Raw genomic sequence first — 17,071 nt, 5'->3', positions numbered from 1 at the left:
TAATTTAGCCGAACTCATTAAAAGACTGTGATAAGATTCAGGATAAATCAGGTGTTGATGGTTGTCTTAGGGATGAGATAAAACCTCTCTGCTGAAGCAAGGGGCGAATCTTGATCGGAAGTTAAGACAGTATTGATGTTATGGCTGAATCCCCTAATTTCTCTGCTTATGGTTATGAGATTATTAAACCTCTAGGTGTCAATCGTCATGGTGCTAGAGTTACATATCAAGCTGTTCAGATAACATCCCAAGAACCCGTAGTTATTAAACAGTTTAAGTTTGTTTCTACTCAAAGCAATTGGTCAGATTATCAAGCTGTAGAACGGGAACTGGAATTCCTGAAACAACTTCATCACCCTGGAATTCCAAAATATTTAGATTATTTTGAATCTGAGGAAGGATTCTGTTTTGTACAGGAATATAAAGATGCTTCTAATCTGAGTGAGTTTCACTCTTTTGAACTCAGGGAAATTAAGCAGATTGCTTCTTCAGTTCTGGAAATTTTACAGTATTTACAAAAGCAAACCCCCTCAGTCGTTCACCGTGATCTTAAACCAGAAAACATTCTAGTTGATGAAGATTTCAGGGTTTACTTAGTTGATTTCGGTTTCGCCAAAGCACTCTCAGATGAATTGACATCGAGTAGCACGGTATCAGGAACAATGGGCTTTATTCCACCTGAAGAGCTTTTCAACCATTCCCTCTCAAAATCTTCGGATTTATACAGTCTTGGCGTTACCCTGATTGCTCTGATTTCAGGGAAAAAATCTAGCCAAGTCGGTGAATTGATTGATAGCCAGTTTCAAGTGGACTTAAGCGCGATCGCGCAACAAATAACACCAGAATTCTACAATTGGCTGGAAACTCTAACCAAACCTAGTGTAGATGAACGCTATCCTGATGCGGAAACGGCTCTAAAAAAACTACAACCTCTTGCAATTGAAGCGCGATCGGAAATTAACTTAAGTCATTGCGCTATCAACTTAACAGCGAATCAGATTGGGGAAACAATTAAACAAGCCATTCCCATCAATAACCTAATTTCTGAAACAAAGATAAAAGGAAAATGGGAAGTTGCACCTCACACTTCCGATCCGCCTCATACTCCTAATAGACACAGTTGGATCGCGTTTGAACCCGCAAACTTTTCCCATAAAGATGATGAAGAAATGATTTGTCATCTTAAAGTTGATACCAGTCAACTCAAAGCTGATCAGGAGTATCAGAGAACGCTCCTTCTTCATAACCAATCTGAATCAAAAACTTACGCCATTCCCATTCGAGTCAAAACAGCCCCCATCCCCCTATCGTTTTCTCCTTTCCCAAATTATGGTTTTTTAATCTTTTTATGTCTGGTCGGAATAGCGACAGCTTTGATCTCTAATTTTGGCTCTCTGGCGTTACCTTTTCTCAATCAAGTGCTGCAACAAATTGCTTTGGTAACTAGCGATCCTCACTATAACTGGATCACTAACTTAGGAGCGTTTCTAGGAAGTTTTGTCGGGATATCTCTTGGCTTGTCTTTTTGGAGTAAATCGGAAAGCGAGATTGATTTAATCACCTTTATCTTCTGGGTTCCCCTTATTGTTTTCTTCTATAGCGCGATCGTTGCTATCATCGCAACTTTGATAGAAATCGGTTGGACAAAATGGATTTTATCTGAAAACATTCCTCCTTCCGAATATCTTTTTAATTTGGCAAGTCTTAATTTTTATGTCATCAGCGATCTTACTGTCTTATTTGCTGGAATTGCATTTGCTTTAGGGAGTTTTTATCACTTCTATGTTTCATTACTAGAAGCAGGAATCAACCCAGTTTTTGCAATTTTCTTTATCTTGGCTAGCCTGGGTTTATCCGCTACAGGTGCGTTAGCAATTATTAACCAGTTTTCAGGATTGCTTTCTTTAGTAATTGCTGGTCTTAGTACAACTTACTTACTCTGCGTTTATGCTTATTTACCTTGGGCGAAACATCGAGCTAAAAAACAGTTTAAGCAAAAAGAAGCTCACTTAATCTCTCCGTAAAACCATTGAATTTATCATGATCAAAAGCAATTCTAAAATTCTACTTCGCTTATTTATCTTTCCGTTAATAGGAGTTCTTCCCTCCGCTTGTACATTCTTATTTTATACTCCCCCTAATGAAATACAACCTCAAACTTCGACTCCGAAAGAAGATATAGTTACTGCTGGGGAGGAAACAGGAACGACGCAGACTTCTCTACCAAATACTAAGGATAAGGAGGAAGCAACAAATACTCAGCACTCGCCAGAAACATCAAAATCTGAGGTAAATGAGTCAGAAAAAGAAGATTTTGGAGAAGAAACTAAAGACAGTGGAGAAGTTAAAGCTGACCTTTTTGTTTCTCCTAGCGGTTCCGATCAGAACAAGCAAATTAATTTTGCGACTTCTGTGCAATTAAAAGAAGCTGATTCTATTATTTTTGTCTCGCCTTATGGGAGTAATAAGAATATTGGTTCTCAGGAAGAACCTTTTCGGAGTTTGACAAGGGCGATAAAAGAAGCCCAAAAAAGACAAGCTGAAAATCCAGAAGAAGAGATTACCATTAAATTAGATAAAGGAACGTATTCGGAAAGAAGTGGAGAAAATCAATCAATTGAGATTACTTCAGGGATTCATATTGTTGGGAGTGGAGACTCTACAATCTTATTAGCAGATATCAAGTTATTTTCCGATACTTTTTTAAAGAGTTTTCAGGTTAAAGACCATAATATAAAAATTGGTAACTCCGAAAACAATAACCAGCCAGATTCTACAATGTTAGAAGAGCTTTGGATTAATAATGGGCGGGTAGTAATTGATTCATCAAATACCCGTTTAACTGATATCGAGTTAAGCAATTATAATAGTGGGTCTCATAGTTTAATTATCTTCTCGGGAAGTCCAACTTTGAATCAAATAAAAATCTTAAACAATAGTTATGAGAGGGCTTCATCTTATAGAAGATATCATGGAAGTTTAGAAATTAGCAATGATGCTTCTCCTCAAATAAAAGAAATAACTATTGAAAATAGTATTTTAGGGATTAACAATCAAGGAAATACAACAATCCAAAACTTAAAACTTATAGGAAATAGAGCAGGAATATTAAATCAAGGTGAAATGACGATTAAAAATCTTAGCTTATCTAATGCAAAACAATCACACTTTGGAATTTGTAATTATGATCAAGGAACTATATTGATTGAAATGGCTAATTTTAATAAAAACTCACTTGTTAAATCAGAAAAATGCTCAAGTCGTATAGATCAATCCTATCCAGATTCTATTCCTAATGTTGCAGGAAATTATGATGATGTAGTAATTGAAAACCATGAATAACTGTCAAATGAAGCAAAAACTATCTTCTCTTTTTGAAGCTGCTAATTCATACATCAACACCGATCCGAATGCAAGTATTTTGAAAATCGGCATTTTCGGAGAAGTTTTAACGGTAATGATTGCTCAAGAAAAGGGAATCGATCTCTCCCAAGAGTTCGATCAACGTCGGCGACTCATTCGATTAGTGGAAAAATCAGCGATCGCGCCAGAAACAGCTTTCTATCTCCATCGGATTCGACAGTCCCGAAATCAAGCAATTCATGTTGATATTGACGGTAATTTTACCACTGACTCAAAAAGTGCAGAAGAGGCGATTAACAATGCTAAATCTTTAATCCGTTTATATCCAGCATTTCTAGCAAAAGAAGCAGTGAAATTTGAAAAAAGTGCTGTCCGTGAAGCGAAAGCACCTCCACAAGTTCAGGATAAATTTAGAACCGAGTGTATCATTACTAAAAATAATCAGAAACAAAAATCCCAGCAGAAACCGAATGGTCACGAGAACCAAAGTAACAGTTTTTATTATTCCTTTGAAGAATACAGCAAAGCCATTGAGTTGTTAGAAGAATTAAAGAAGAGAGACGATTTATCTTTTCAGAGTCTTTCCCCACAAAAATACCTGCAGATTTGCGATTTAGGAGAATTTTTTGATGGCTGGAAAAAGGGATTTAGTAGCGAACTAGAAGCAGCGATCGAGTATTTAAGATTTATGGGAGAAGACGATTTAATTTAGCAGCGCGATCGCGATTATTGAAATAGCAAAAACTAACGAAAAAGAAGCAATCAAACAAGCGAATACAATGATCAAAGCAATGCTGAACTATTAGCTTTCACTAAACTCTATCAAATAGCGCGGAAAGCGAAGCATAGGCGTAGCCTAATCGCAACGACACAAGCTAGACTAGAATAGAACTATTTAAGCGCTCAAAGAAATAAAGATGAATCAAAACTTCACTCAGCTTTTTGAATTATCCACTGCTGAAAAAATACAACTGGTAGAAGACTTGTGGGATGATATTGCTCAATCTCCAGAACAAATCCCTGTCTTAGATTGGCAAAAAGAAGAACTTAGAAAGAGAAAAGAAAGCTATTTCAAGAATCCAGATTCAGGTGCTTCATGGGAAGTCGTAAAAGAAAGAATTCGTAGTAACTCTAATGGCAAATAAAAGTCTGGTTATTTTACCAGAAGCAGAACACGATCTAACTCAGACTTATACTTGGTATGAAGAACAAGAGATTGGCTTAGGTGAAGAGTTTCTCCGTTGCGTTGATGCTTGTCTGCAATTAATTCAACGTCAACCAAGGATGGTTCAAATTATCCATGAAAACTATCGAAGGGCAATTGTTCGTCGTTTTCCTTATGTTATTTTTTATGAAGATTTAGAGACAGAAATCCTAATATATGCAGTTTTTCACCCTACCATTTACTTCTCTTTACTTTGAAGGAGATTAGTTAACTAGAAACCCAACTTTTAGCTACTCTTTTAAATTGCGCGATCGCGCAGAATTAGACATTTACCCACGAATAGCAATAGCATCTTTAATATCATTAACTAACTCATCAATTCTCGCTTTCGTTGTATCCCAAGCACAGACAAAACGAACTCCACCAACCCCAATAAACGTATAAAAATGCCAAGATTTTTCCCGTAAAGATTGAATTACTCGTTCTGGCATCTTTACAAAAACACTATTCACTTCTCTCGGAAACATAAACTCAATCTCAGGAATGACCGATAATCTTTCCTCTAAATATTCAGCGCATTCATTAGCGTGTTGAGCATTTTTTCGCCAAGCCCCAGTTTCTAATAATCCCAAAAAAGGAGCAGCAATAAAGCGCATTTTAGAAGCCAATTGCCCAGCTTGTTTACAGCGATAGGCAAAATCTTCTGCTAACGATTTATTAAAGAAAATAATTGCTTCCCCTACAGCCATCCCATTTTTAGTCCCACAAAAACACAAGACATCAACCCCACATTTCCAACTAAGGTCGGCTGGTGTTTGATTCATGGCAACAATTGCATTGGCAAATCTTGCCCCATCCATATGAATTTTTAATCCGTATTGTTGGGCAACGTCCTGAATTGCCATTAATTCTTCAATACTATATAACGTCCCCACTTCTGTCGGTTGAGTGATACTAATTGCCCTCGGTTTAGGATAGTGAATATCCACTCGTTTATTGACAATTTCCGCAATAGATTCTGGGGTGAGTTTGCCATTTTCCCCTCGACCTAATAATAATTTAGAACCATGAGAAGCGAGTTCTGGTGCGCCACATTCATCGGTTTCAATATGAGCAACTTCGTGGCAAATAACACTATGATAGGATTGGCAAAGCGTCGCTAAAGATAAAGAATTCGCTGCTGTCCCATTAAAGACGAAAAAAACATCACAATCGGTTTCAAATAAAGTGCGGAAATAATCAGCAGCTTTCTGTGTCCATTCATCGTTACCATAAGCCACAGCATTACCCTGATTAGCGCGATTCATATACGCCATCACTTCTGGACAAATACCAGAATAATTATCACTAGCAAATTGTTCTAACATTAATTTATTGAAAGAGAGTTACTAACCCTGATTGACTGGCAAAAGATTCAAAACGTAGGTTGGGCCCTTGGTAACGAAACCCAACACCAGTAAGAGTCTTGTTGGGTTACACGATCGCGCTTCCCCACCTACGATCAAATAGGGCTTTCAGAAGTTTTGTCAGTCAACTAGGTGACTAACCTTTATCTTAAATGAAAAAGTTATCTTCTGTTGTAAAATTAGTAGCAATTTATGTAATCAGAAACTTTCAAACACTGAAACAAAAAATCAAAATATCAGAATTACTAATAAAAATTCTAGACCGATAAGGAGCTAGAAAAAGTAACTTTCAACCCTGACTTCGGATGTAAAGTTGGAATCGGTTCGAGCGTTAAATCTTGATCCGGTAAGATGTCCCACTGACAATAACGTAAGAGTAAAGACGCGAAAATTTTCATTTCCATTTGTGCAAAAGCATAGCCCAGACAAAAGCGCGGTCCCCCACCAAAACCAACTAAACTATATTCTTTCTTTTTATGTTCTGCTCGTTCAGGGCTAAACCGATCTGGATCAAAGGTTTTAGGATTTGAGAAAATTTGACTATCTTGATGGGAAGAAGTAATCCGATAGCTAACAATCCAACCCTTGGGAACATAGTATCCCTTAAATGTAAACGATTTCACGACACCACGAAATCCACCAGCAACTGGAGGATAAAGACGTTCAACCTCCTTAAGAATCTGATCAAGATACGTCATTTGTTTTAGTTTTTCTAAGGTTAACTCACCTTCAATTCCTAAGTCTTCTTGTTCTTTTCTCGCTTTCGCTAATAAGTTAGGATTTTGTGCTAAACTCATACACAATGAGGTTAACATTGATGTTGTTGTTTCATGCCCCGCAAATAACATTAACAAAGCCTGTACTTTAATTTCTTCTCGGGTCAGATAATCACCATTTTCATCACTGGTTTGCAACATCAACCCTAAGGTATCTTTTCCAGGATTTGATTTTCTGCGTTCTATTTCTTCGTCAAGATAATCTAAAAGCCGATCGCGCGCTGCAATTGCTTTACCATATTTTGTCCAAGAGGCTTCAATCGGAAAGATAGCAAATAAACCATTAGTCAGGTCAGTAAACCATTGCGATAATCGTTCAGTTTGTTCCCCAGGCGTTGTTCCCAGTAAGAGGACACTCGCAATTTCAAATGTCATTTGTTTCAGTTCAGTAAACCAAGCAAAATTTTCTTGACTATGCCACTTTTTAAAATACTTCTGAATAATTTCCTCCATCGTTTGGGTATAATTAACCAAGGCTTGACCATGAAAAGCTGGCATCAGTAATTTACGGTTGCGTCGATGCTCTTCCCCATCTTGGAGAAATAAAGATTCACCGAGAAGTTTCCTGAAATTCTCTGGCCATCCTTGACCCCAAGAAAAATGATCCATATGACTGGAAAGGATAAACTTATTCGCTTCTGCACCCGTCATAAAAATTGTTTTTCGACCTAATATATTAGTCTTATAGATCGATCCAAACTCTTGTTCTCGCTTATATGCAAAATTGCGGTCCAGTAAGAAAGAGAGGGTTTCACCAATAATCGGTAAACCAAGAGAACCAGGCGGTAAAGGTTTTGAAACTTCTGACATCAATTAAACGACTCCACTTGCTTGATCGCCTAATTTAATTTTAAGTGGTCTAATTTTCATTGACTCTCTTTTCCTTACCACTCCAAGGTTGGGCTAGATGAGTCGGAAACGAAAGGATAACAAGATAATTCCTCAAGATTCAGCACAGCTACAAATGCGAGTAGATAGAAGAAATTCCGAATCATTCGTTACAATAGTTGAATAGCCAGCGCGATCGCGCATCGTCAATCAACTCTCCACCACAACTATAGACACAGAAGTTTTCTCAATGTAACCCCAAGTCTTAACATCAAGTACGATAAGATGAGTAGGCAAGGCGCGGTCAACCCGCTCTGACCCTAAAAGTTATAAATTAGCTAACTATTATTGACTGATACAAGCTGCGAGATCAAGGACTAGCAGAACAAAACAATGACAACTGAATTCAATCGTTTACGCTCTGAAGTTATCAATACCCAAGTTATCACCCGCAACAGTGGAAAACGCTTAGGCGTTGTGAAAGAAATGCTCGTCGATATTGACCGGCGGGAAGTGGTAGCCTTGGGGTTACGCGACAACTTGATCTCCGTTGCAGGGATGCCACGCTATATGTATCTAGAAGACATTTCTCAAAGTGGAGATGTCATTCTAGTGGAAGATGAAGAAGTGATTGAAGATGTTGATATTGAAGCCCTCAGCGCTTTGATCAACTGTGAAGTCATCACCGAAGACGGAGAAATGTTAGGGCGGGTTCGCGACTTTCAATTCAATATGGATGATGGTAAAGTCTCTTCCCTTATTGTCGCCTCTTGGGGATATCCACAAATTCCCGATCAAGTGATCAGTACCTACGAACTTCCTATTGAAGAAATTGTCAGTAGCGGTCCCAATCGAATTATTGTTTTTGAAGGAGCAGAAGAACGCCTCACTCAGCTAACTGTGGGACTTCTGGAACGCATGGGAATTGGCAGAGCACCTTGGGAAAAAGACGACGACGATCTTTACTATACCCCACCAACAGCACGTCCAGAAAATCAACTGGGAACAGGCTTACCAGAACGTCCCCCTGTACGCCAAGAACCAGTTGAAACTCGTGAACCCATCCGCGAACCCGCTTATGAAGAAGAAGAAGAACGGGTTTATGAACAAGCATGGACAGAAGAAGAATGGGATGAACCCGAACCCCTTCCCCGTCAGGAAGAGTCTATCCGTTATCAAGAAGCAGTGTTAGAAGAAGATAACTGGGGAGATGCAAACGCTCCCTATGATGAACCAGAATACGAACCAGAACCGCTCAATCGGTTTGAGGATGAAGAGATTGAAGAAGATGTCTGGAGAGATGAGGATGAGACCTATGTTCCACCAAAAGTAAATCTTCCTGAAAAACCAAAAGCGAAAGAAAAAGAAACCGAAAAAGAACCAGAATACGAAGAAGAAACCAATTATTAGAGATTAGGTTAGAGCTTGCAACAGAAAACGAAATCTTAAGCATTCCTTTGCTAATATACATTAAGGTACGCTAACCTCTCTTGGGGTCTGACGTGCCTTGAAAAAAAAGATTATTCTTGATTTGAATGAAGCCTACCCTATTTCAACGATGGACGGGGAATTTAATTTTTCTCCGCGCATTCGTTGATACACCTTGGTTGAGAGAAGATCTCAATTTATGTGTTATTAGCAAACCTTAGCATAAATGTATCGGATATAATTCTATGACAAGCGAAAATCCAGGCGGAAAAGAAGAACTACTCACCGTTGAAGAAACTGACGATTTACTCAACGGAGAAGCCAGTGCAACTCACGTCGAAGTCATTGAAACTGTGATTTCCAGCCTTGACCAAAATGACACGGCAATGGTGAGCCACCGCGATGGCGGTCATCTGTGGAAATTTCAGTATGGCAGTGTGGAAGTTTTTGTTCAACTGACTGGCGAAAGCGATGAAGATACCCTTGCGGTTTGGTCATCCGTGCTGAAACTTCCGGTTAATGATGAAGCTAGGTTAATGCGGAAGTTACTAGAAATGAACTGGTCGGAAACTTATGAAACCGCATTTGCCCTTTATAATCAAGAAGTGGTCGTTTTAACCCATCGTACCGTCGCGGATTTATCCCCTGTGGAAATTTCTCGCGCCATTACTTTGGTGGCTTCGATCGCGGATGATAATGACGAAACCCTACAAGCAGAATTTGGAAATCAGTAAAGTTTGGCGCTATCTTCCTCTGATTCCCGCATCAGGGAAACTCCAAATGGCAATTGATCGGTGGTTGTTGCATCAATGTCAACATCAGCAACATCCGCCGACTTTGCGCTTCTACACTTGGCATCCCGCAGCGATTTCCCTTGGCTATCATCAAAAACGATATCCAGAGCAATGGCAACAATTCGCAGCCCAAGAAACCCTAGATTTAGTGCGTCGCCCCACAGGGGGAAGGGCTGTCTTACATCAGGGAGACTTAACCTATGCCGTTGTCTGGTCAGGGATCTCAGGGAAACGCCTTGCCGTGTATGAAGCAATTTGTGAGTTTTTAATTTCGGGTTGGAAAAACCTTGGCATTCCCTTATTTTATGGACATCAAGGACGCGGGTATCGAGAAGTTGCCAACTGTTTTCAGATGGCTACTGGGGCTGATTTAGTAACCGCTCAGGGAGAAAAATTGATTGGGAGTGCCCAACTGAGACGGGGAGAAACCGTGTTACAGCATGGTTCAATGCAACTGCACCCTGATCCTGAGTTATTCCAAGCAGTATTTAATCAAACACCCAGGGTGATCCCCTTCCAAGTAACACAGGAAGAGATTATTGCTCATCTCAAACTAGCTGCACAACGCTCCTTCCAGATGCAATTAGTAACTCAACCTTTAACCTCACAAGAGTGGGACCAGATTAGAGCTTTCATCTAGCGATCTATGATCTCTTGAGGCACAAAGCGAGTCGGTGGATGGTGTTGGTTAATTACTGTAACTGGTCTTCTGTTTTAAGCCCAACAACGAAGAACCAACAACAAAGAACAAAAATTGAGAATGTACCTCAAGAAGCGTGAAAACTGCTATCACTAATTTTCTGATGAGGTTTCTTTTTGTGCGGTGGGTAGAATGCAGCAGTTGACATCATCTAAGCAAACTTTTCCCCACTGCAAAGCCCAACGGACTAACGCCACTCGGTTTTCAGTGGAAGTTTTCGTCAAAATATTACTAATATGATTGTCAACGGTGCGCTTGCTAATTTCTAGCTTTTGAGCGATTTCTTGATTGGTTAAACCAGCTGCGACTAACTCAATAATTTCCATTTCTCGTCCTGAGATGGCAATGGGGGTATTTAAGTTGCTATCCGTCATAAATTTTTCTCCGTTAGGGTAACTAAAAAGATGGCTGCTTAAGTTAGATTAACGTCCCCAAGCAAATTTACTCATGTTCTTAATTTTATTGTAACGATAGATGATTCTCTGTTTACCAATTTTGATGTTTTTGCGGTTGCCAAGTACCATGAAAACTATGGGGGATCACTTTTGGCAGTTGAAGACGGCAGATGGGATCAACCGTTAATTGATCCCGTTGATAAATCCAAACTTCACTTTGATCTTGGTTTGCATCGTAAACAACTGTTAGTAACCATCCTGACCCTTCTGGATCATCCGCATAAATTGGCTCGCTGGGGTAACGATTCAATCCCGCTTCCGCAACGGTTAAGGTCTGAGTAGGATGATGATAACACGCGATCGCGCCATATAATTCTTGTTGCGGATCAACCCCTTCTTGATGGACAGACAAATAGGTTTCTTGCTGTGATTGTCCCACGGTTTGCGGGGCAACAACAGGAAACTCACAATCTTGTTCTAATAAGGGTTCATTACTCAGCACTTTCCCTGTTTTTGGATCAAACCGCAATTGCCAAAAGTTTCCTTGAGCATTGGTTTTCGGTTCTCCTGTGGGAATTGATTTTAGGTATTCATTGGTTTTAAAATCGGGATAACGGATGAATTGAGCGACAACTGTTCCATCTTGTTCCTCATAGCCGTTAGCAAAATGCCATTGATACCAAGCCTCAGTGCGTGATCGGTTGACAACAGAAAGACTCGCGCGATCAATCACAATAATTTCTGTGCCTAACTCTGGTTTCCACTGCATCCCATCACTAAAACTTTTCAAGCCGAGTAAAACAGGAAGTAGAGAAACCCGCACAGGAGGAACGAAAAAGACTAAATATTGTCCCGCTAAAACAAAATCATGAATCAGGGGTAACCCATCTAGTTTGACACTTTCAGTTTTAACAACTTTCCCCTGAGCCGTACTCTTATACACTTGTAAGCGAGTTTTTGTCCCTGGAACAACTCCAAAATTATAAATTTCTCCTGTTTTCGGATCGATTTTGGGATGGGCGGAAAAGGGCGAATTTGGTGATAACCCCTCTAACAAATCGGTTCCCCATGTTTTTAAATCAGTCGGATCAAGAGCATAAGGAAGTCCCCCTTCCCATAACGCTAAAACCCTGTCTTCTAGAGCCAAAACCGAGGTGTTAGCACTATTTTTAACATCTTTCCCCCAACGCTTCCACAACGGGCCAGGAACCGTCATTCCGTAATTGGGATATAAGTATTGGTTGGCTGCAACTTCGGCTTGGTAGCCTGCGGTTTGGACATAGCGATAAACCGCTTTCGCCCCTTCCGAGGTGAAATGAACCGCCAACACTGCGCCATCCCCATCAAACCAATGTCCCACTTTTTGTCCACCGCGTTCTAAACAACCCGGACCATTGCGATAAAGCGTTCCCTGTAAACGAGAGGGAAGTTGTCCAGATATGAGAGGAAGCGGGGTCAGTGGAAATTCCTGAGCGGGTTTTTGGATGGCTTGAAACCAAGGATTTTGTGGCATAAAAGCAAATTTATTTCAGATGAGGCGATTTAGGAATCGTCAACACAGGCATGAACAACGATTAATCAGTAATGTTAAAATCAGTCAGTCTGACTAATATGTGGTATTTTTATCTCTTCATCAATATGGTAATGTTATTTTCTAAATTTCGCTCGGTTAGCATTAGCGCGCTTTTATTATTACCGTTTTTGTTTTCTCAACAGCCCTTACAGGCTCAACCGTCACCAGAGTCTGAAGCTAGTCCTGAAGAAACTCCCGAGATCTCCCGTCCCGATACCTTACTCAGTTTACAGGGTGGGGAAAAGCTCATGACTGAAGCCAGTGCTGCGATTGATGAAGAGAATTATGATCTCGCCAAAGAAAAATTGCAATCAGCGCGACGGGTGTTTAACCAACTCTCGAACTTTTATCAACAACTGGCGGGAAGTTTTCAAGGGATTAGTAATCGCATTTCTGAAGAACAACGTCAACAAGCCTTACAAGCAGCAGAAATGCGCGATCGCGCTACCTATCAACTGGCTTTAGTTCATCGCGCCCAACAACAAACCGCTTTAGCCGTTCCCCTCTTCATCCAAGTCATTCGTTCGCAAAATCCCACCTCAGAGTTAGGGAAAAAATCATATCAACAACTGCGCGAGTTAGGATTTGTCCAGTCTCCCTTTCCTGGTACAAATTAACTAGAATGCGTTATCAATAGAATAGCTCTCGCCCCTTTTCCCTAATAACTTCTTAGCAGACACAAACCCATCTAAAATTATGTTTGGTACTTTTCAACAGAGTCATGTACGCATCGAAGTCAATGCTTCAGCGCAGGCGATTAAAGAAGGTCTATTGCAACCAGAAAAACTTAGACAATGGTTGTTTCCCCAGCAACTCTCTCCTGGTTTACCCAATGAACTACAAAGCGGATTAACGTTTACTACCCGCACTGGGTTAATTACGATTAAACATGAAATTGAGACCCTAACTGACACTTGTCTGTGTTTACTGCTTAGCGAAGGAGTTGATGGCTATCATGAATGGTGCTGGGATGAGGGCTGGGTGCAATCCCGTTTAGAAGGAATTTCTGTTCTCCCTTTGAATCTAGCACAAACCGCCAATTTACTCAGATTTCGTCAGTTTGTTGAATCAACTTCTAATAATTCGTAATTCTCTCAACTCCTTATGTTAAGGTGGGCAATGCCCACCCTACTATAGCTAATTCTTATGTAAAAAGATCTCTTATTGTGAAACAATTTGCTTCTATTGCACCATTTACTTTTATTGATTTATTTGCAGGAATCGGTGGCTTTCGGTTGGCAATGGAAAATTTAGGCGGTCAATGCTTATTTTCTAGTGAGTGGGATAAATATTGCCAAAAAACTTACCAAGAAAATTTTTGTGAAATCCCTTATGGTGATCTTACCAGTCAGGAAGTGAAAAACTCTATTCCAGAGAATTTTGATATTTTGTGTGCAGGTTTTCCCTGTCAAGCCTTTTCCATTGCAGGTAGGAAGCTAGGGTTTGAGGATGCTAGAGGGACTTTATTTTTTGAACTAGCACTGATCTTAAAAAAACATCGACCTTTAGGATTCATTTTAGAAAATGTAAAGGGACTTGCTCATCATGATAAAGGCAAAACACTTAAAGTGATTTTAAATACTTTAAGAGAAGATTTAGGATACGATGTTCCACACCCGAAAATAATTAATGCCAAAAATTTTGGTCTGCCACAAAATAGAGAACGAATCTTTATTGTTGGCTTTAGAAAAGATTTAAATGTTTCTTATTTTGAATATCCTAGTCCGATTAGTGAAGAAAAACAAATAACAATCCAAGATATATTAGAAGAAAAAGAAGTTTCCGTTAAATACTATTTATCAACGCAATACATCAAAGTATTAGAAAATCATAAAAACTATCATCAATCAAAAGGTAATGGTTTTGGATATAATATCCTCTCACCTGACGATATTGCAGGGGCTTTAGTTTTAGGTGGTATGGGAAGAGAACGGAATCTTATTATAGACAAGCGCTTAACTAATTTTACACCTGTAACTAGAATAAAAGGTGAAGTTAATAAACAAGGAATAAGGAGATTAACTCCTCGGGAATATGCCAGATTACAAGGCTTTCCTGATGACTTCAAAATAGTTGTTTCAGATACTCAAGCCTATAAACAATTTGCTAATTCTGTCCCAGTGCCAGTTGTTGAAGCGGTTGGCAACAAAGTTATACAAAAATTAAGTAGAACAAAAGTGGTTGCCTAAAATGCCATTATCAGGAAATCGAGGAGAATGGTCTGAAGTTCATTCAATTTCAATGAGGGTCATGAGCTTTTCTTGCACTGTAAAAAAGTCATCCCAGGGATAGTAAAAGTGATCTGCTGCGTCTAAATAACGAGCTAAACGATCGCGCGCAAAACTAATATTGGCATTTAAAGCAATATTTAAATCAGTAATGGAATCGCCAATGGAAATACTATTTTGAGCCGGATATTGTTTCATCACTTCCACTTTTGCGACTAATTCTGTTCCCCCTTCATAATCAGAAATTGCCCGTAAATAATCGTTACTGGTATCAATGGCAACTGCATTAATCGAAGCCACTTGCTCTAATAATGGACGATTGCCCAAGGTTTGCTGAGTTAACACCCGTTTCACCATATCTTTTAAGCCACCAGAAACCACATGAAACGGAATATGATGACTAATCGCAAATTTAACGAGTTCCACAAAGCCTGGACGCAAGGGAATCTCATCTACATAGTCAATCATTTGTGAATAAGACTGTGAGGGAATAGACTCAATAATGCGTTTTACCCCTTCTCGCAGGGTTAACTTTTGGGCATAAATGTCGGGTAAATATTCATCGCATAAATGAGGCGCGACTGCTTTTAACATTCCCGTGAACGTATCTTCGGCGGTAATCGTGCCATCAAAATCACAGAAAATTGCGTATTTAGGAAAATTAGTCTCTCTCATTGGGCTCATGACGGTTACTTACACGATAAGGAAGGGGATCGGTTAATCCTAATTCTTGAAACGCTTTTAATCTTAACTGACAAGAATCGCACACGCCACAGGCTTCGGTTTCTCCTTGATAACAAGACCAGGTTTTTTCCCAAGGGACATGAAGTTGATTTCCCAGTTGAATAATATCCGTTTTTTTGAGATCAATGAGTGGAGTTTGAATGGTAATGGGGTTTCCTTCTCGTCCTTGTTTGGTTCCTAATTGAAACACCTGTTGCATTGCTTGGATGTAATCGGGACGACAATCGGGATAGCCAGAATAATCTAAAGCATTGACACCAATATAAACGCATTCTGCGGAGAGGGCTTCAGCGTAGGCTAAAGCAAAACTGAGAAAAATCGTATTGCGTGCGGGAACATAAGTAATGGGAATATTGTCAGCCATTTCTTGAGGAGCGCGATCGCGCGGAACATCAATCGTCTGATCCGTTAATGCTGATCCGCCCCACAAGCCCAAATCAAAACTTACCACCTGATGCTGTTTAACTCCCGCAGCTTCTGCAATTTGTTGAGCAGCCTCTAATTCCCGTTGGTGACGTTGTTGATAATCAAAGGAAAGAGCATAACACTCATAGCCATCCGCTTGGGCTTGATAGAGGACGGTAGAAGAGTCTAAACCGCCAGAAAGTAAAACCACTGCTTTTTGTGTCATTTGTTCAAGGAGTTTTCTTTCAATGTTAAAACGAGTCTTAATCCCATCTGCATTCTTGGTATCTCCCTTACTCATCGCAGACAATACCTTTGCCAACTCTAAGCTACTGTCTCAGCCCCCAAGCCCCCAAGCTGTGATTGCTCAAAACAGTTTGAGTGAAAGGACAACAGAAAAACCTCGCATTGCCGTCCTCGACTTCGATTTTAGCAGTGTTGGCAATCCCAGTTTACTCTCTCTGATTAATGGTGGCGCTGATGGCGTAGGCGATCTCCTAGTTAATGCCTTAGTGGAAGGGGGACAATATACCGTTGTTGAACGCAGTAGAATTCAAAGTATTCTTGCAGAACAAAATTTAGGGGCTTCTGGACGCATTGATGCTTCCACTGCTGCCGAAATTGGTAAAATCTTGGGGGTGAGAGCGGTCATGATTGGTTCTGTGACACAATTTGATTTGCAAAAACAAAATGCAGGGGGTGGTATTTTTGGTGTGGGCGCAAGCACCCAAGATACAGACGCAGAAGTGGCGATTAATGTTCGCCTGGTGGATACCAACACCGCAGAAATTCTTTACACCACCCAAGGGAAAGGTAATAAAAGTCAGTCTGATACGCAACTCAGAGCATTTGGAGTGAGGGCGGGTGCGTCCACCAGCAATGATGGGAAATTACTGACCTTAGCCACTGAAGAAGCGATTCAAACCATTACTCAAAATATGAACACACAAGTGGACACAATTGCTGCCCTTCAACAGTCGATTCCAGATGTGGAAGCCCTTGTGGCAAGTGTTTCTGGGAATACCATTATTCTAAATAAAGGGAAAAAGGAAGGCTATCGGGAGGGGATGGTTGTTTCCATTGAACGAGTCACCCAAGAAGTGAAAGATCCCGAAACTGGAGAAGTGATTCGGACATTAACAACAAAACTGGGAGAAGTGAAATTGACGGATGTGGATGCCAAATCCAGTTTAGGACAATGGATTTCAGGAACCGCAACTCCGCAAGTGGGTGATTTAGCTAAGCCAATGAGGCAAAATTAGATTG

Annotated in this window: 18 protein-coding genes; 12 read left to right on the top strand and 6 right to left on the bottom strand. The window is 40.1% G+C overall.

Annotation, left to right across the window (positions count from 1 at the left end; genetic code table 11):
- Positions 1-140 precede the first annotated feature (140 nt).
- The 5 genes from PCC7418_RS17990 (at position 141) to PCC7418_RS17970 (ending at position 4,785) form a co-directional block, all read left to right on the top strand.
- Positions 141-2,024, top strand: a complete 1,884-nt coding sequence (locus PCC7418_RS17990) for a serine/threonine-protein kinase (RefSeq protein ID WP_015227615.1) — start codon at positions 141-143, stop codon at positions 2,022-2,024.
- Between the two features lie 16 nt (positions 2,025-2,040).
- Entirely contained in the window at positions 2,041-3,342 is a 1,302-nt protein-coding gene (locus PCC7418_RS17985) for a DUF1565 domain-containing protein (protein WP_015227614.1), read from the top strand.
- Complete coding sequence (locus PCC7418_RS17980; RefSeq protein ID WP_015227613.1) at positions 3,335-4,075, top strand: DUF4145 domain-containing protein; 741 nt, start codon at positions 3,335-3,337, stop codon at positions 4,073-4,075. Before PCC7418_RS17985 ends, PCC7418_RS17980 begins: the two co-directional genes overlap by 8 nt.
- Before the next feature lie 205 nt (positions 4,076-4,280).
- On the top strand, positions 4,281-4,508 hold the full coding sequence (locus tag PCC7418_RS17975) for an addiction module protein (RefSeq protein ID WP_015227612.1): 228 nt from the start codon (positions 4,281-4,283) through the stop codon (positions 4,506-4,508).
- A complete protein-coding gene (locus tag PCC7418_RS17970; RefSeq protein ID WP_015227611.1) occupies positions 4,498-4,785 on the top strand; it encodes a type II toxin-antitoxin system RelE/ParE family toxin in 288 nt (95 codons plus the stop codon). The genes PCC7418_RS17975 and PCC7418_RS17970 overlap by 11 nt, the downstream gene beginning before the upstream one ends.
- 72 nt (positions 4,786-4,857) lie before the next feature.
- On the opposite strand, the gene PCC7418_RS17965 is transcribed toward PCC7418_RS17970, so the two are convergent.
- A complete protein-coding gene (locus PCC7418_RS17965) occupies positions 4,858-5,895 on the bottom strand; it encodes a low specificity L-threonine aldolase (RefSeq protein WP_015227610.1) in 1,038 nt (345 codons plus the stop codon).
- Positions 5,896-6,191: 296 nt separating this feature from the next.
- Complete coding sequence (locus PCC7418_RS17960) at positions 6,192-7,520, bottom strand: cytochrome P450 (RefSeq protein WP_015227609.1); 1,329 nt, start codon at positions 7,518-7,520, stop codon at positions 6,192-6,194.
- A 411-nt stretch (positions 7,521-7,931) separates the two neighbouring features.
- Here PCC7418_RS17960 and PCC7418_RS17955 point away from each other — a divergent pair, with 411 nt between their 5' ends.
- The 3 genes from PCC7418_RS17955 to PCC7418_RS17945 all read left to right on the top strand — a co-directional run bounded on the left by PCC7418_RS17955 (position 7,932) and on the right by PCC7418_RS17945 (position 10,400).
- The gene (locus PCC7418_RS17955; protein WP_015227608.1) at positions 7,932-8,948 is read left to right on the top strand and encodes a PRC-barrel domain-containing protein; all 1,017 of its coding nucleotides are present in this window, start codon (positions 7,932-7,934) and stop codon (positions 8,946-8,948) included.
- A 263-nt stretch (positions 8,949-9,211) separates the two neighbouring features.
- Entirely contained in the window at positions 9,212-9,700 is a 489-nt protein-coding gene (locus tag PCC7418_RS17950; protein ID WP_015227607.1) for a YbjN domain-containing protein, read from the top strand.
- Positions 9,663-10,400 carry a lipoate--protein ligase family protein gene (locus PCC7418_RS17945; RefSeq protein ID WP_015227606.1) on the top strand — a complete coding sequence of 246 codons (738 nt, stop codon included), beginning with the start codon at positions 9,663-9,665 and terminating at the stop codon, positions 10,398-10,400. Before PCC7418_RS17950 ends, PCC7418_RS17945 begins: the two co-directional genes overlap by 38 nt.
- Positions 10,401-10,552: 152 nt before the next feature.
- Here PCC7418_RS17945 and PCC7418_RS17940 read toward each other — a convergent pair whose 3' ends face one another.
- Positions 10,553-10,834, bottom strand: a complete 282-nt coding sequence (locus PCC7418_RS17940) for a helix-turn-helix transcriptional regulator (RefSeq protein WP_015227605.1) — start codon at positions 10,832-10,834, stop codon at positions 10,553-10,555.
- 112 nt (positions 10,835-10,946) lie between these two features.
- Positions 10,947-12,368 carry a carotenoid oxygenase family protein gene (locus tag PCC7418_RS17935; RefSeq protein ID WP_015227604.1) on the bottom strand — a complete coding sequence of 474 codons (1,422 nt, stop codon included), beginning with the start codon at positions 12,366-12,368 and terminating at the stop codon, positions 10,947-10,949.
- 71 nt (positions 12,369-12,439) lie between these two features.
- On the opposite strand from PCC7418_RS17935, the gene PCC7418_RS17930 reads away from it, so the two are divergent.
- From PCC7418_RS17930 to PCC7418_RS17920, 3 genes are all read left to right on the top strand, one after another.
- Positions 12,440-13,045, top strand: a complete 606-nt coding sequence (locus PCC7418_RS17930) for a hypothetical protein (RefSeq protein WP_015227603.1) — start codon at positions 12,440-12,442, stop codon at positions 13,043-13,045.
- Positions 13,046-13,124: 79 nt separating this feature from the next.
- On the top strand, positions 13,125-13,517 hold the full coding sequence (locus PCC7418_RS17925; protein WP_015227602.1) for a hypothetical protein: 393 nt from the start codon (positions 13,125-13,127) through the stop codon (positions 13,515-13,517).
- Positions 13,518-13,594: 77 nt separating this feature from the next.
- The gene (locus tag PCC7418_RS17920) at positions 13,595-14,617 is read left to right on the top strand and encodes a DNA cytosine methyltransferase (RefSeq protein WP_235620721.1); all 1,023 of its coding nucleotides are present in this window, start codon (positions 13,595-13,597) and stop codon (positions 14,615-14,617) included.
- A gap of 39 nt (positions 14,618-14,656) precedes the next feature.
- Here the strand turns inward: PCC7418_RS17920 and PCC7418_RS17915 are convergent, their stop codons facing one another.
- Both PCC7418_RS17915 and queC read right to left on the bottom strand, forming a co-directional pair.
- Positions 14,657-15,331, bottom strand: a complete 675-nt coding sequence (locus PCC7418_RS17915; RefSeq protein ID WP_015227600.1) for an HAD-IB family phosphatase — start codon at positions 15,329-15,331, stop codon at positions 14,657-14,659.
- On the bottom strand, positions 15,318-16,031 hold the full coding sequence (gene queC, locus PCC7418_RS17910) for a 7-cyano-7-deazaguanine synthase QueC (protein WP_015227599.1): 714 nt from the start codon (positions 16,029-16,031) through the stop codon (positions 15,318-15,320). The genes PCC7418_RS17915 and queC overlap by 14 nt, the downstream gene beginning before the upstream one ends.
- Positions 16,032-16,053: 22 nt before the next feature.
- Here queC and PCC7418_RS17905 point away from each other — a divergent pair, with 22 nt between their 5' ends.
- Positions 16,054-17,067, top strand: coding sequence for a CsgG/HfaB family protein (locus tag PCC7418_RS17905; protein ID WP_015227598.1), 1,014 nt, complete (start codon positions 16,054-16,056; stop codon positions 17,065-17,067).
- Positions 17,068-17,071 lie beyond the last annotated feature (4 nt).

The sequence above is a fragment of the Halothece sp. PCC 7418 genome (assembly GCF_000317635.1).
In the GTDB taxonomy this organism is placed as follows: Bacteria; Cyanobacteriota; Cyanobacteriia; order Cyanobacteriales; family Rubidibacteraceae; genus Halothece.
Note: the sequence above shows the minus strand (reverse complement) of the source record. Positions and strands in the feature narration are given on the sequence as shown.

Coding starts and splice junctions, on each gene's coding strand:
- PCC7418_RS17990 (WP_015227615.1), top strand. CDS start 141: ATGGCTGAATCCCCTAATTTCTCTGCTTATGGTTATGAGATTATTAAA.
- PCC7418_RS17985 (WP_015227614.1), top strand. CDS start 2,041: ATGATCAAAAGCAATTCTAAAATTCTACTTCGCTTATTTATCTTTCCG.
- PCC7418_RS17980 (WP_015227613.1), top strand. CDS start 3,335: ATGAATAACTGTCAAATGAAGCAAAAACTATCTTCTCTTTTTGAAGCT.
- PCC7418_RS17975 (WP_015227612.1), top strand. CDS start 4,281: ATGAATCAAAACTTCACTCAGCTTTTTGAATTATCCACTGCTGAAAAA.
- PCC7418_RS17970 (WP_015227611.1), top strand. CDS start 4,498: ATGGCAAATAAAAGTCTGGTTATTTTACCAGAAGCAGAACACGATCTA.
- PCC7418_RS17965 (WP_015227610.1), bottom strand. CDS start 5,895: ATGTTAGAACAATTTGCTAGTGATAATTATTCTGGTATTTGTCCAGAA.
- PCC7418_RS17960 (WP_015227609.1), bottom strand. CDS start 7,520: ATGTCAGAAGTTTCAAAACCTTTACCGCCTGGTTCTCTTGGTTTACCG.
- PCC7418_RS17955 (WP_015227608.1), top strand. CDS start 7,932: ATGACAACTGAATTCAATCGTTTACGCTCTGAAGTTATCAATACCCAA.
- PCC7418_RS17950 (WP_015227607.1), top strand. CDS start 9,212: ATGACAAGCGAAAATCCAGGCGGAAAAGAAGAACTACTCACCGTTGAA.
- PCC7418_RS17945 (WP_015227606.1), top strand. CDS start 9,663: ATGACGAAACCCTACAAGCAGAATTTGGAAATCAGTAAAGTTTGGCGC.
- PCC7418_RS17940 (WP_015227605.1), bottom strand. CDS start 10,834: ATGACGGATAGCAACTTAAATACCCCCATTGCCATCTCAGGACGAGAA.
- PCC7418_RS17935 (WP_015227604.1), bottom strand. CDS start 12,368: ATGCCACAAAATCCTTGGTTTCAAGCCATCCAAAAACCCGCTCAGGAA.
- PCC7418_RS17930 (WP_015227603.1), top strand. CDS start 12,440: ATGTTAAAATCAGTCAGTCTGACTAATATGTGGTATTTTTATCTCTTC.
- PCC7418_RS17925 (WP_015227602.1), top strand. CDS start 13,125: ATGTTTGGTACTTTTCAACAGAGTCATGTACGCATCGAAGTCAATGCT.
- PCC7418_RS17915 (WP_015227600.1), bottom strand. CDS start 15,331: ATGAGAGAGACTAATTTTCCTAAATACGCAATTTTCTGTGATTTTGAT.
- queC (WP_015227599.1), bottom strand. CDS start 16,031: ATGACACAAAAAGCAGTGGTTTTACTTTCTGGCGGTTTAGACTCTTCT.
- PCC7418_RS17905 (WP_015227598.1), top strand. CDS start 16,054: ATGTTAAAACGAGTCTTAATCCCATCTGCATTCTTGGTATCTCCCTTA.